The organism is Halobellus clavatus, from assembly GCF_900107195.1.
Lineage (GTDB): Archaea > Halobacteriota > Halobacteria > Halobacteriales > Haloferacaceae > Haloquadratum > Haloquadratum clavatum.
Window position 1 is genome coordinate 1 of the sequence record NZ_FNPB01000002.1, and the last position, 13,666, is coordinate 13,666.

Genomic DNA, 13,666 nt, shown 5'->3' on the forward strand with positions numbered 1-13,666 from the left:
AGTATTCCACTGAGAGAGCGCTATGACGGATTGGCCTCAGTTTCCCGAGGTTATCCGTCGCTGTAGGGTAGTTTGGCCACGTGTTACTGAGCTATATGCCACGAGTATGAACTCGTGCGACTAGCATGGCTAAATCGGACTCCGATAGCAATGGCCTCCGGCAGGATCAACCGGAATGGGTCTCCCCCGTGTGGGGGAGGGGTGTGGCGGGATTCCCTCTCTAAGAGAGGGGAATCACCATATATCATTGCGTGGTCCAGAAGTGGTTCGGGTCGACCAGACAGGTGTCACCGAACCACCAAGGCTAACATCAGATTCCATCTGTACGGCGGACCGCAGGGGTGGAATCCTCATCTCTTGCGGACGTAAACGTACGGCGTTCGGAGCCATAAAGGCACCGATCCGCATCGTTGCCGGCCGAAGCCGGCGCGTCCGAGTGGGGGCGGAGTCGAACCGCGCCCCGGTCGCGGTGTGTCGTTCGCATTCAACCGGAACCGACTCGAACACTTAAGCCCGTCGTATCGTCCCCGTCCCGAGATCGGGACGAAGACGGCGACGCGCTCGTCGAGGGGCATCCGGCGAAGGTCCCGTCCGGGTCGTCCCGGGCGGGCTTCCGCGTATTAATCCGAATGCCCGGGTAACATAAAAGACCGTCGTATCGTTCCCGCTTCGTTATGCGATTTCACACCGAACGGTGCGAGCGTGATTCGAGTGGCAGCTGCTCGACAGAAGTGGTGACGCGAACGCAGAAACCGTATCGCGCGGTCGGAGGCCGAGACGTCATCCCACGCATCGGGCGTGCGGTCTGCTCGGATGGTAACCGCGCGTTCGGAACTGGAAGTGGGACGGACAAAGGGATGACGGACCTGACGAGGCGGAGCGCCGGCGAGGTGTCGGGATCTCCCGAGAGACTGGTCGGAGTAGCCCCTACGGATAGCACGGACGGAGCCGTCGTGCGATCGGTCGGTTACTTCTCGATGTGTTCGATGCCCTGCTTCGAGACGTTGCCTCGTGTGACAGTCGACACCTCGTTGTCCTGCATCCACCCGGGCTTGTCGTCGGGCGCGGAGTCGTGCCACGCCCACGCGTGATAGACGTGGACCCTGTCGGTGCCGCGTTCGAGCAGTCTGATCTCGGTGGGGTCGTCCTTGGCTTCGTCTTCGGTTTCGCAGTCTTCGTATCCTTCGAGCCGTCGCGCCGCCTTCAGCGCTGCCTGTCGCGGCATCCGACCGGTGAACTGTTTGGTCTTCTGTCCGTCCTCGAGCATAACGAAGTTCCGCTTGCCGTCCTCGCGTACCATCTTTGGGACCTCTGTGTCAAGGAAACACATGGTTCGGCTTAAATATACCGGCAAAACCGGCTGCGGCGGCGGGGTCGGTGGTCACATTCGGGGCCGCAATCGCCCCCGTCGACGCCGCCTTGACGAGTCGATCGAGGCAATCGTCGCTCACCAGCCAGCGCTGGGCTGATCGCTCGACGGAGATCCGAGCACCGGAGGGCCGGGCGGAACACCGAGAGGCGGGCCGCGGCCACGGGGCCGGCAGTCGCTCCCGACGCCACCAAACAGGTGACAGCGAGGTAATCGATCCCCGCCTGCTCGCGTGTGCACGCGAAGAATAATCCGCTACTGTAATTGAGAAGTGGTAAACAACACTTATGTATATCCTGCGGCGAATCTTCGGCTAGACAGTTCCGATGGTTCGGAAAAAGAAGCTCAGCCCGAGTGGCGCGAAAGACGAAGACGGCGAGTATCACAACGTCCACGTGAACCTCCACGAAGACGAACTCGCCGTAGCCGGGATGGAGATCGGCGACGAGGTGTTCGTTCGGGTCAGAGACGGGAAGATCATCATTCAGCAGGCCGACCCAGACGCGGTCGAACACGACTTCTAACCGGATGCATCGAGGCACTGCTCGGACGCCGGAGCCGGGACGCTCGAACGAGCGCGAGCGACGGTGGCTCCCGTGATCGGGTCCGCGTACCGCGCACTCAGGCCCCTTCTCTTCTCGCTGCCCGCAGAGAGCGCACACCGCACGGTCCATCGGGGGCTGAACGCGGTCCAGCACACGCCGGTCGAAGACGAACTCCGGCAGCGGCTGACGGTGGATGACACGCGCCTCGCTGTCGACGCGTTCGGGCAGTCGTTCGCGAACCCCGTCGGCGTCGCCGCAGGGTTCGACAAGAACGCCGAGTTGCCGTCGGTCCTGGGCGCGCTCGGCTTCGGCCACGTCGAGGTCGGGGGCGTCACCGCTCGGGCACAGCCCGGGAACCCCAGACCGCGGATGTTCCGCCTCGTCGAGGATCGGGCCATCGTTAACCGGATGGGACTCAACAACGAGGGTGCCGACGCCGTCGGTGAGCGCTTGCGGGAGCAGCCCGATCCGGGGATCCCGGTCGGTGTCAACGTCGCACTCTCGGAGACGGCAGACAGCGACGAGGCTCCCGAAGACTACCGCGACACGTACGAGCAGGTGGCTGCAGGGGCCGACTACCTGGCAGTCAACGTCTCTTGTCCGAACAGCGAGGGGATGCGCGACCTGCAGAACCGCGAGTCGCTGGAGGCCATTCTCGGGACGCTCGCCGACGCCGGCGCGTCCCCGCTGTTGGTGAAGCTCTCGCCTGATCTCCCGGGGCCTGCGGTCGAAGACGCACTCGCTGTCGTCGACGACTTCGACCTCGACGGTGTCATCGCGACGAACACGACGACGGACCGGCCGGCGGGGCTCCGGAGTCCGAAACGAGCCGAACGGGGCGGTCTCTCGGGCGACCCGATCGAGGACCGCTCGACGGGAATGGTCCGGTTCGTGGCCGAGCGAACCGACGTCCCCGTGATCGGCGTCGGCGGCGTCTCGGACGCGTCAGGCGCGTACGCGAAGATCCGTGCGGGAGCGAGTCTCGTGCAACTGTACACCGGACTCGTCTACGAGGGGCCGACGCTCGCTCGCGACATCAACGAGGGACTGCTCGACCTGCTCGAGCGAGACGGATACGACAGCGTCGCGGACGCGGTCGGCGCGGATCTATAGAAGCGACGCGAAGCCCGCGCCCGATCAGTCGCGGTGGACGATCACGACGACGTCCTCGGCATCGACCATCTCACCCGCACCGGTGTACTGCTGTTCTTCTTGAATCTCGAACATTTCCGAATCGAGTTCGACGCCCGCGACGTGCAGTTCGTCGCCGACGCGTTCGTACGCGTCGTCGTCGATCACGGCCTCGATCTCTGAGACCTGGCTGCCGAACTCGGGGCCGACCAGCGAGTAATCGAGGTCGACACCGGTGACGACCGTCTCGATCGGCGGCCGCTCGTCTAAGATCACCAGTTCGTCGACGTGCATCACGCTGGAGATGTCGTCTTCGAAGCCGGAGACGTCGCCCCAGACCTCGACGCGGTCGAGATCGGCGTTCATCGACAGCTTCGCGTCGCTCTTGTACTTCCGGAGCGCGCCGACGGCCTCCATCGCCGTCTCGCCCGCCTCGAAGTCAGCGTCGATGCCGAGCGGCTCGGGCCACCCGCTCTGGTGGACGCTGTCGTCCCCGTACATATCGTGCCAGAGCTCTTCGGTCGCGTGCGCGAGGATGGGCGAGAAGAGCTTCAGAAACCGCCGGTGGGCGACCGACAGCGTGTAGGCGGCCGAGGGGTCGCCCCCGTCGCGGACGCGCTGTTTCGCGATCTCGAGGTAGTCGTCGCAGAACGTGTGCCAGAAGAAGCCGCGAAGGCCGTCGCGGGCCTTCGAGAACTCCCGGCTCTCGAAGCGGGCGGTCAGTCGCTCGATCTCCCGGTCCAGCGACGCCAGGAGCCAGCGGTCCAGCGCCGCGAGGTCGTCGTGATCGAACTCCGCGGGCGCGTCCTCGGTGAGGCTCTCGACGAGTTTCGAGGCGTTCCAGAGCTTTCGGAGGAGTTTCTCGCCGGCGCGGAGTCCCTTCTCGGAGTACGGGAGGTCGTCGCCGACGGCCGACCCGGCCGCCCAGTACCGCGCGGCGTCGACGGGGTACTTCGAGACGACCTCGTCGGGCGCGACGATGTTGCCCTTGGACTTCGACATCTTTTCGCGGTTTTCGTCGAGCACCATCCCGTTGATCATCACGCTATCGAACGGCACCTCGCCGGTGTGCTCATAGCACTTCACGACCGTGTGGAAGAGCCAGAAGGAGATGATGTCGTGGCCCTGCGGCCGGAGGTCGAACTGGTAGAGTTCGGGGTGCTCGAACCTGAACTCCTCGTGTGCTGCGTCCCAGTCCCACCCGGCGTTGATAAGCGGCGTGAGCGACGAAGTCGCCCACGTGTCGAGGACGTCGTCCTCGGGGACGAACGCCGTGTGGCCGCACTCCGGACAGGCGTCGACGGGCGGGTCGTCGCTCAGCGGGTCGACCGGAAGCGTTTCTTTGTCGGCGAGGACCGGTTCGTCGCAGTCGGCGCAGTACCACACGGGGAACGGAATTCCCGAGGAGCGCTGCCGGGAGATGGCCCAGTCCCACTGGAGCCCTTCGATCCAGTTTTTGTACCTGGTGTACATCTTCTCGGGGTACCAGTCCATCTCCCGTCCGGCCTGGAGGTACTCCTCGCGCTTGTCGAGGAGTTCGACGTACCACTGGTCTTTGACGAGGAATTCGACGCCGGTGCCACAGCGCTCGTGGACGTTCACCGTATGCGTGATCCCCCAGCGATCCAGAAGCGCGCCGGCCTCGTCGAGATCCTCGACGATGGCCTCGCGGGCGTCCGCCGATGAGAGGCCCTCGTACTCGCCGGCGACGTCGGTCAGCGTGCCCGACTCGTCGATGGCGATCCGGAGGTCGAGGTCGTGCGCCTGGTACCACTCGATGTCGGTCTGGTCGCCGAACGTACAGCACATCACGATCCCCGACCCGGTCTCCATATCGACGCGCTCGTCCGCGAGGATCGGTACCTCCTGGTCGAACAGCGGGACGCGCGCGGTCTCGCCGACGAGGTCCTGGTTCCCGTCGTCGTCGGGGTGGACGAAGACGGCGACACAGGCCGGCAGGAGTTCGGGCCGAGTCGTCGAGATGGTGAACTGCTCTGGGTCGTCGGCGTCCGCCTCGCCGACGACCTCGAAGGCGATGTCGTGGAAGTGACTCGGCTGCTCGTCGTCTTCGGTCTCGACCTGTGAGATCGCCGTCTCACACTCCGGACACCAGATCGCCGGCGCGCGCTGTCGGTACTCGCGACCCTGCTCGTAGAGGTCGATGAAAGAGAGTTGCGAGATCCGGCGGACCTCCGGCGAGATCGTCTGGTACGTCTGGTTCCAGTCGATCGAGATACCCAGACTCTGCATCTTCTCGGTGAACGCCGCCTCGTACTCGGCGCAGACCTCCTGGGTCATCCGCTGGAACTCGCGGCGCTCGTAGTCCTGGTGGCGCACGTCGAGTTCGTCTTCGGCAAGCCGCTCTGAGGCGATCCCGTTGTCGTCGTAGCCGAACGGGAAGTAGACGTCTTTCCCGCGCATCCGGTTGAACCGAGCGACGAAATCCTGCAGTGTGAAGCCGTAGACGTGGCCCCAGTGCAAGCTCCCGGATACCGTCGGTGGCGGCGAGTCGATCGAGAACGCGGTGTCGGGGTTCTCGGCGTCGCCCTCGTAGGCGTAGGTCTCCTCGTCGACCCACCGGTCTTGCCACTTCGCCTCGACGGTGTCGGGGTCGTATTCTCCGCTCGGCATCCTGGGCGAAAATACCGGCGGGCGGGCTGTTAAGTGGCTCGATTACACGGACAGAGGAGTGTGACTCGGGGGGTCGACGGCGTCGTACTGATTACTCTCGTCCCACCGAGCGCCGCCAACAGGGGTGGCTCTCGGCGGAAAAAGTGAGAGTGATCGGTATCAGTCGTCGCCGAGCGCCGCGAGCTCGAACTCGAAGGCCGCCACCGGCAGTTCGAGGTCGTGCTCGACCAGCACTGCCGGGTGGAGTTCGCCCACGAGGCCGACGTCCTCGCCGTCGATCACGACGGCGGCGACTCGCCCGTCGATGAACGACGGGTGGTCGGTCGGCGGCGTCGCCAGGTCGACGTCGAAGTCGCGGCAGATCGCCTGCAGGCGAGCCTTCGCGTCCTCGTAGGTGGCGTCGTTGCGGGCGAGGACGCCACCGACGTGGCGGCGCTCGCGCACGCGGGTGTTGACCTCGTCGTCGCGCTCGGCCACGAGGCCGACCTCCGCGAGGTCCTGCGGGTAGCCGCGGTGCGTGTTGTTCTCCAGCACCATCACCAGCGACGGGAGCAGCCACGGCCGGAGGATAGTGTAGTCCTCGCTGTAGGGCTCGGTGATCTCGACCGCCTCGCCGCCGCCCAGATACTCGCTTCCGGGCTCGACGTTCATCCGGTCGTAGACCGCCGCTTCCCGCGTCATATGGAAGTTCAGGAGGTCCTCGAAGCCCAGGCCGGTGAGGACGGTTCGCGTCGCGGCTTCGAGTCGAGAGCGCTCGTGGCGGCCGCCGACGGTACCGAGGTCCGGGTACTTGGGTTCGAGTTCGTCGAAGCCGTACGCGCGGCCGACGTCGTCGATCAGATCCAGGGGATGGAGCACGTCCGTCCGGTAGGGCGGAATCGACACCTCGTAGACGGGGTCGTCGGGGAGATCTGCCGGATCCGTCCCGACGGCCGCGCTCGCCTCGACCTCGTCGTCGATGACCGCGGCGAGACCGGAGCGCTCGAAGAGGTCGATCACCTCTCGGGGCTCGAACTCGACGCCCAGCATCGTCTCGATCCGGTCGTGGCTCACCGACTTGGTCTCGACCTCGAAGTCCGGTCGGACGAGCGTTCGCTCGCCCGCCGGTGACGACGGCCCGTACTCGATTTCGACCTCCTCGATGGTCGCGCCGCGGGCGGCGAGGGCGTAGCAGATGATGTTGCACATCCGGTCGATCGTCCACTGGTCGGTCCCCGTGAGTTCGATCAGCAGTTCGCGGGAGTCAGTCGAGACCTCCGTCCGGCGGCCGTTGATGACCGGCGGGAACGAGAACAGCCCGAGCTCGTCGTAGATCGCGGGGTAGCGGTCGTACTCGGCGACGAGGTCGGCGTACGTCTCGCCGGTCGGGTGTTCCGCCAGCACCTCGGCGGGCGTCAGTTCGCGGTCGCTGTCCAGCGGGACGAACGTGTCGCCGTCGGGGTCGATCCCCGTGTAGGTGATCGAGTTGCCCTCGCCGTCGTCCGTCAGCGTGTCGCCCTTGATCGCCACCAGGTCGTGGATCCCGATTGCGCCCTTCGCCCGCTTGCGACCCATCGTGGCGTGCAGTTTCTCCTGCAGTTGGATCAGCGAGTCGAGGCTCCGCTCGTCGAGGTCGACGCCGCGGACGATCGCACCCGTGACGTAGGGTCGCTCGTCGGGGACGTCGCTGTCGACGACGTACGTTAAGTCGGGATCGTTGGTGTCCGGCACGCGGACGCCGCGGTCGTCGCCGTAGTGGTACCGGAGCGAGCGCGCGACGCCCTCGACCGACAGGCGATCGAGCCGGTCGGGACCGAACTCGAACTGGAGTAGGCCCTCCTCGGTCTCGCCCTCGAACTCCAGGCCGAGTCCGAACAGGTCGGATTTCAGTTCCTCGTCGTCCTTCTCCTCGTGGCCGGTCAGTTCCCGAAGCTCGTCGGGATCGATGTCGACGACAGGCATCAGTAGGTCACCTCCGCGCCGCGGAGGAAGTCGAGGTCGGCCAACGTCCCGTGCAGATCGCGGATGTCTTCGGCCCCCGTTGTCAGCATCGCGAGGCGTTCGAGCGCGAGCCCCCACGCCATCACGTCGTGCTCGACGCCGAGCGGTTCCAGCACCTCGTCGCGGAACATCCCCGAGTTACCGATCTCGATGAGTTCCCCGGTCGTGGGGTGTTTGCCGAAGAGCTCGAAGGAGGGTTCGGTGTAGGGGTTGTAATGCGGTTTGAACTGAATGTCCGTGATGCCGAACTGCTCGTAGAACTCCACGAACGTCCCCATCAGGTCCCGTACCGAGAGGTTCTCTGCCATCACCCAGCCCTCGATCTGGAAGAACTCCAGCAGGTGCGTGGCGTCCAGCGTGTCGTTTCGGTAGACCTTCTCGACAGAGAAGTAGCGCTGCGGCGGGTCCAGTTCGCCGACCTCGGTGCCCGAGAGATACCGCATCGACAGCGACGTGGTGTGGCCACGGAGGGCGATCGCCCGCGCGAAGTCCTCCGACCACGGGGAGTGATAGCCGTCGCCGTCCTCGCCGACGCCCGCACGATGCGCGCGCTCGACGTTGTCGACGAGCTCGTCGGGGAGGTCAGCGATCGGCGGGACGTCGAGTGCGAAGCGGTCCCAGTGGGTCCGGGCCGGGTGGTCCTGCGGCATGAACAGGCAGTCGTTGATCCAGAAGTCCGCGTCCGCGTGCGGGCCCTCCATCTCCTGAAAGCCCATCCCGACGAGGACGTCCTTGACGCGCTCTGCGGTCTGTCTGAGGACGTGCGTCTTGCCGCCCTGGACCTCGGGCGCGTCCGCCTCGACGTTGTATTCGGTGAACGCCACGTCCTGCCACGCGCCGGAGGTGAGCATCTCCGGGGTGAGGCGGTCGACGGTCTCGGCAGTCTCGACGCCCTCCATCAGCGCGGTGACGCCCGCGTCGGTGAGCGTGACCGTCCGAACGGTGCGCTCGTTTCGGTCGAGGAGGTTCCGCGAGACCAACTGATCGAGGACCTCGTCGTCGATCCCGTCTGCGCCCTCGCCGCCGGCGAGGGTCTCGAGCGCGGCCGCTTCGGGGTCTGCGCCCGCGTCGGCGTCGGGGTCGGCGGCGAGTTCCCCGCTCTCGATGTCGCCGTAGCCTTTCCGGCCGTAGTTCGCGAGCGCGATGTCGACCTCCGGGCCGTCGAGGTCGGCCGCACCGATGACCTGACCCATCTGCACGGGGTCCTCGTCGGCACCGGCGTCGACGGCGGCGCGGTACAGTCGCGTTTCGGGGAGGTCGGCCTCGACGTACGCGCGGCCCTCCTCGGTCAGTTCGTACTCGACGGACTCGCGCTCGGTGACGTCGAGCAGGCTCTCGTCCCGGAGTTCGAAGACCGCCTGCGTCGCGGTTTCGGGCTTGAGGTCCGCCTCCGTTGCGAGTCGGTCGATCGGCGTCTCGTCTGTCGCGCTCGCGGCGTTCAGCACCGCGACCTGTGATTCGGGAAGTTTCATTCTGGAGTGTGTGCAGTCGTTGTCGCGTCTACCGCTCGGCCGCCAGTTAGCAGTTCCGAAGACCGCGGACGCGTCGCGTCCGCGAGGGGTCGGTTCGGGGGGTGCACCGGGACCCGAAAGCCGGGTCGCCGGTGCGACGGGGCCACCGTCCTCACGCGACCGCGAAAACGAACGCGGATCCGTCGGTGTCGGTCAGTCCGGTGGCGACGCCGCGCGGTATGCAGTTGCGCCCGTGACGCATACGCGAACACAGCGCGAGCGCGAGCAAAATGATTCCGGAATCGTGCGATGCGGTGTCACGGGACGTAGCGGCCACGCACTTATCTCCTCGGACGGCGAAGTAGAAGTATGCCCGAAGAAGTGCTGTTCGAATCTGAGAGTGCCCAGGACCGCGCGGCGATCGCATCCTACCTGCGTGACGTCGCGGCGAAACTCGAGGCGGGCGAGGAGGTCTCGCTCACCGCCGGCGACCAGTCAGTGACGCTCTCGCCACCCGAGCGGCCCACGTTCGAGGTCAAAGCCGAGCGCGAGGGGCCGGCCGGCGGGCAGGGCGAACTGAGCATCGAGTTCGAGATCGAGTGGAACGAAGGCGAATCGGGCGGCGGCAGCAGCGGCGAACTGTCGATCGAGTGATCTGACCCCGACCGCGGAGCAGACGTTCAGTCGTCGCCGGGTGCGACGCCTCGCCGCGGCGACTCAAGCGAGATGTCGAGGTCTTCGAGGAGTTCTTCGACCTCCGCGCGCTTCGCCTGGTGGTCTTCGAGGAACTCCCGCATCAGTTCGGCGGCCTGCTCTTTGCAGCCGCCGCAGAGCCGCTCGCCGTTCACGCACTCGTCGTAGACTTCCTTGGCGAACTCGTCGTCGTCGCCCGCGAGGAGATACGCGTAGAGTTCATAAACGGGACACTCGTCGGCTTCGCCGCCGAGTTCGCGCTGTTTCTCGGCGGTGTCGCGGCCGCCGGTCGTCGCCGCTCTCACCTTGTCGTACCCCTCCTCGGGATCGTCGAGCAGCGAGATGTGTGACGCCGGGATCGACGACGACATCTTCCCGCCGGTCAGGCCGGTCATAAACCGGTGATAGACCGACGACGGGGGAACGAAGCCGTAGCCGCCGTGGTCGAGTTCGACATCCCGCGCCAGCTCCTCGGCTTCGTCACCCTCCAGGTCGAAGGCGTCCACGTGTTCGTCGTAGCGCCGCTTCTCGCCCGGAATCGCCTCGAGGAGTCCCTCGAAGGCCTCGTCGGTGGCGTTGAGATCGAGGAAGCGAACGCGGGGACGGAGCGGCTCCATCCCGCCGTTTTCGAGCTTCTCGACCGTGGATTCCCGAACGCCATCGTCGACGACGACGCCGAGTTCGTCCAGCGTCGGCTGGTCCGCTTCGGCGAGCCACGCGCCCGCCTCCTCACAGCGGGGTCGCTCGGGCTCGTCGGCGTACTGGTCTCGTGCGTCGTAGACGGCCCCGACGAGCGCCCGTTCGGCGTCTGTGAGCTCGAAGCTCGCGTACGCCTCCGTCACGCCGAAGAAACGCATCCGAGCCGCGAGATCGCGGGCGAAGCGGACGTGTGGGTCCTGATCGGGACCGACCGGGATGACCGTCGGTTTCGGCTCCTCCAGTTGCGGGTAGAGGATGTCGGCCATCTGGGTGACGACCGACTGCATGTGTGAGACGTTCGTCTCGCCGTCGAAGCCGTAGATGCCCTGGAACTCGGAGAAGTTCGCTTTCGAGCCGAGTTCGAACGCGAGATCCTGCAGTTCGCGGTTGTCCGATTGGCGGTAGAGCTCACCCGCTTCGGGGTCGAAGCCGAGCGCAAGCAGGCTGAGGAGGTAGTCGCGGGCGTGCTCGTCGATCTCGGCCCAGGTCATCCCGCGGGCCGAGTGCGCTTCGAGATCGGCGATCAGGGCGTAGGCGTCGGCGCCCTGCTCTTGGTGCCAGATGATCTCGTCGAACACCAGTTTGTGCCCGATGTGGGGGTCACCGGTCGGCATAAAGCCCGAGAGGACGGCCGCGTCCTCGCCCGCGCGGAGCGCGTCGGCGACCGGTTCGTAGTCGCGGTGGCCGAAGATGACGCCGCGGCGCATCAGGTGGTGGGGGTTCGGGGTCTGTGAGAGGACGTCGTCGAACTCGCCGATGCCGAACTCCTCGAAGAGTTTCCGGTAGTCGGTGACCGTCGAGGAGCCCCACGGGTCGAGCGCGACGTCGTCGGCACCGGCCGCGGCGTCGTCGGTGCCGCCGTCCGCCAGCGCCCGGCGTGCCTGCTCGTCGTCCTGGGCCTCGCGCTCGGGGGCGTCGTGGTCTCGTGTCATAGGGTGAGTCGGGCTACCGAGAGCCAGTCTATCTCGCCGTTGGCCGCGGTGAGCGCAAAAACCATTCGTTTCCGGACCCCGCCGGCGAGCCTGACGTCCAGTGAGAGGTCCCGCGGGTAGAAGACGTGGTCCGGGGCCACGACCCGCACGAGATCCGTCGAGTGAGAGAGGTCCTCGACGCCGGTGAACTCGTCGTAGACCCGGAAGTCCGCGCCGAACTTGAACCCGCTCTTGGGAACGACGCCGCGGTCCCGGAGCGCGGCGTACGCCCGCAACCGGCGGTCGAACCGCTCGCCCTCGACCTCCCGGCCGAGGGCGACGACCGCGGCGGGATCGACGTCGACGACGCCGCGCTGGGCGAGGTACGCCCCCTCGACGAGCGAGAGTTGCAGGGGTCCCGAATCGGCGTTGCGGCCGAACAGCCGCTGGCCGTAGAACCGCCGCTCGTAGAGCGCTTCGGATGCGCCGTAGCAGACGACGCGGTCGCCGAGGAGGTCGGCGTCGACGCCGGACGGGAGGCCCGCCTCGGCGCCGGGGTCCGCATCGGTGTCGTCGGACGCCGTCGTCGCTTCGTCGGCCGATACCCCCGTCGCTGCTGCAGCCGCGCTTGCGTCGGCCGCAGAGCCGATCGCCGGACCGCTGACGGTCTCGAAGTAGGTCAACTCGCCGTCCTCGTCGACGACCGCGAGGACGACGTCGCCGAGGGAATCCGCACGGATCGCTTCGCGCTCGCCGGCGACGCGGATTCGGTGAGCCACCTCGTCGTCCCAGGGGCCGTTCCCGCGGGGGTAGACGACGAAGTCGACGTCGTCCGACACGTCGCCGGCGACGCCCGGCCACGCGTCGCGGGCGGGCGACAGGTAGAATCCCCGGTCGCGGAGGTCCTTGTAGACCGCGAAGTGAAGCGTCGCGCCCGTCCGGACGAGGAACTCGCGGAAGTGCAGTCGTCGGGCCGCCTCGGCGTCACTCCCGGTGGCATCGCCGTCGGCAGTCGACGCCGCAGATTCGTCGACGACGGCGTCGAGGTCGCCGCGCGAGAGCAGGTGGGCCGCCTCGACGGGTGCCAGTTCGATCCGGTTCCGGTCCAGCGGCCGGCCGTAGCCGCGGGCGTCGTAGAACCGCTGTCTGGCGTCGCCGCCGACGTGGACCACGCCGTCGGCCAGTGTCCCGTCCATACCACAGAGGGGAGTCGGCGGGGACATAGGGCCTGCGATGCGCGAGAGCGGAACTGGATTCTGATTCGGCAGCAAGGGCGAGGGCTCGGAACGGACACCGGTGGGAACCGTCCGAGAGGGGCTGACGTGTCGGCGTGCCGCTCGCTTCAGACGTCGAGGCGCTGGAACTGGACGAGCGCAACCGCGAGCAGTCCGAGAGTCAGACACACACACAGCGCCAGCGAGACGACGGGGTCGACGTAGCCGACCAGTTCGAGCGACTCACCGAGCGCGTCCTGTCCCTGAGGGACCTCGTAGACGCCCGCCCAGAACCCGAGTTGGGCCTGCAGTTCGACCGGCAGCGGGTCCCCGAGCGTGCCGAGGAGGAGCGCGTAGACGTTGCCGAGGTGATAACTGACGTCGATCATATAGAGGGAGTAGTCCTCGTAAATGCTCCCGGGAACGAGGCGAGCGACGAACAGGACGAAGAAGAGGGCGGGAACGACGGCAGTCAGCGCAGCGGTCTGCAGACGGTTCCGCGTGGCGACGCTAGCCGCCATACCGACGGCGTTGACGAACGCCGAAACGAAGAGCGCATACACCAGCGTCGCGGGGAGGACCGCGAACACGCCACCGCCGAGTGCTGCGGTACTGAACCCGCCCATCTGGTAGAGGAAGACGGCGACGAGCAGCAGGCTGGCAACCGCGACGGCAAACAGGAACGTGACGTTCGCGAGGAAGATGGCGAGCAGCACCTCCCAGCGCCGGACGGGCTTGCTCAAGAGCAGATCGAGGGTGCCCCGGTCGGCTTCCGTCGCGAGCGTGAGCGCGACGAACAGCGCTCCGGCGACGAGGAGTCCGATGCCGACACCCCACAGCCACGTCAGCGGGACGTAGGCAGTGAGGAGTTCGAGTTCCTGTTCGGCCAGCGGGAGCTTCGCCACGGCGTCGGGAATCTCGTTGTTCCCGAAGCCGATCAGAAGGAACCACAGGACCGAGACGAAGACGAGGAGGTACGTGAGGATCGCCTTCGGCTCCGAGAGGTCGCCCAGCGTCTTCCGGTAGATGGCGAGGAACATCG

Annotated in this window: 10 protein-coding genes and 1 rRNA gene; 3 read left to right on the plus strand and 8 right to left on the minus strand. The window is 66.5% G+C overall.

From position 1 onward, the window contains the following. Together BLU74_RS03475 and BLU74_RS03480 are read right to left on the minus strand one after the other, a co-directional pair. Positions 1 to 177 (minus strand): 16S ribosomal RNA (locus tag BLU74_RS03475); the annotation flags it as partial. A gap of 790 nt (positions 178 to 967) precedes the next feature. Further along, complete coding sequence (locus BLU74_RS03480) at positions 968 to 1,300, minus strand: non-histone chromosomal MC1 family protein (protein WP_089765297.1); 333 nt, start codon at positions 1,298 to 1,300, stop codon at positions 968 to 970. A 395-nt stretch (positions 1,301 to 1,695) separates the two neighbouring features. Between BLU74_RS03480 and BLU74_RS03485 the strand changes: the two genes are divergently transcribed. Both BLU74_RS03485 and BLU74_RS03490 read left to right on the plus strand, forming a co-directional pair. After that, entirely contained in the window at positions 1,696 to 1,893 is a 198-nt protein-coding gene (locus BLU74_RS03485; protein WP_089765299.1) for a hypothetical protein, read from the plus strand. Between the two features lie 72 nt (positions 1,894 to 1,965). After that, positions 1,966 to 3,027: a quinone-dependent dihydroorotate dehydrogenase gene (locus BLU74_RS03490; protein WP_245705733.1), complete on the plus strand. Its 1,062-nt coding sequence runs from the start codon at positions 1,966 to 1,968 to the stop codon at positions 3,025 to 3,027. A 24-nt stretch (positions 3,028 to 3,051) separates the two neighbouring features. Here BLU74_RS03490 and BLU74_RS03495 read toward each other — a convergent pair whose 3' ends face one another. The 3 genes from BLU74_RS03495 to pheS all read right to left on the minus strand — a co-directional run bounded on the left by BLU74_RS03495 (position 3,052) and on the right by pheS (position 9,128). Then, entirely contained in the window at positions 3,052 to 5,676 is a 2,625-nt protein-coding gene (locus BLU74_RS03495) for a valine--tRNA ligase (protein WP_089765301.1), read from the minus strand. A 159-nt stretch (positions 5,677 to 5,835) separates the two neighbouring features. After that, positions 5,836 to 7,617: a phenylalanine--tRNA ligase subunit beta gene (pheT, locus tag BLU74_RS03500; protein ID WP_089765303.1), complete on the minus strand. Its 1,782-nt coding sequence runs from the start codon at positions 7,615 to 7,617 to the stop codon at positions 5,836 to 5,838. Then, a complete protein-coding gene (gene pheS, locus BLU74_RS03505) occupies positions 7,617 to 9,128 on the minus strand; it encodes a phenylalanine--tRNA ligase subunit alpha (RefSeq protein WP_089765305.1) in 1,512 nt (503 codons plus the stop codon). The genes pheT and pheS overlap by 1 nt, the downstream gene beginning before the upstream one ends. 348 nt (positions 9,129 to 9,476) lie before the next feature. On the opposite strand from pheS, the gene BLU74_RS03510 reads away from it, so the two are divergent. Further along, entirely contained in the window at positions 9,477 to 9,761 is a 285-nt protein-coding gene (locus BLU74_RS03510; protein ID WP_089765307.1) for an amphi-Trp domain-containing protein, read from the plus strand. 26 nt (positions 9,762 to 9,787) lie between these two features. Here the strand turns inward: BLU74_RS03510 and BLU74_RS03515 are convergent, their stop codons facing one another. From BLU74_RS03515 to BLU74_RS03525, 3 genes are all read right to left on the minus strand, one after another. Beyond that, complete coding sequence (locus tag BLU74_RS03515) at positions 9,788 to 11,431, minus strand: tryptophan--tRNA ligase (RefSeq protein ID WP_089765309.1); 1,644 nt, start codon at positions 11,429 to 11,431, stop codon at positions 9,788 to 9,790. Then, positions 11,428 to 12,606, minus strand: coding sequence for a tRNA-intron lyase (gene endA, locus BLU74_RS03520; protein WP_089765311.1), 1,179 nt, complete (start codon positions 12,604 to 12,606; stop codon positions 11,428 to 11,430). The genes BLU74_RS03515 and endA overlap by 4 nt, the downstream gene beginning before the upstream one ends. A gap of 146 nt (positions 12,607 to 12,752) precedes the next feature. Further along, complete coding sequence (locus BLU74_RS03525; RefSeq protein WP_089765312.1) at positions 12,753 to 13,664, minus strand: ABC transporter permease; 912 nt, start codon at positions 13,662 to 13,664, stop codon at positions 12,753 to 12,755. Between the last annotated feature and the right edge of the window lie 2 nt (positions 13,665 to 13,666).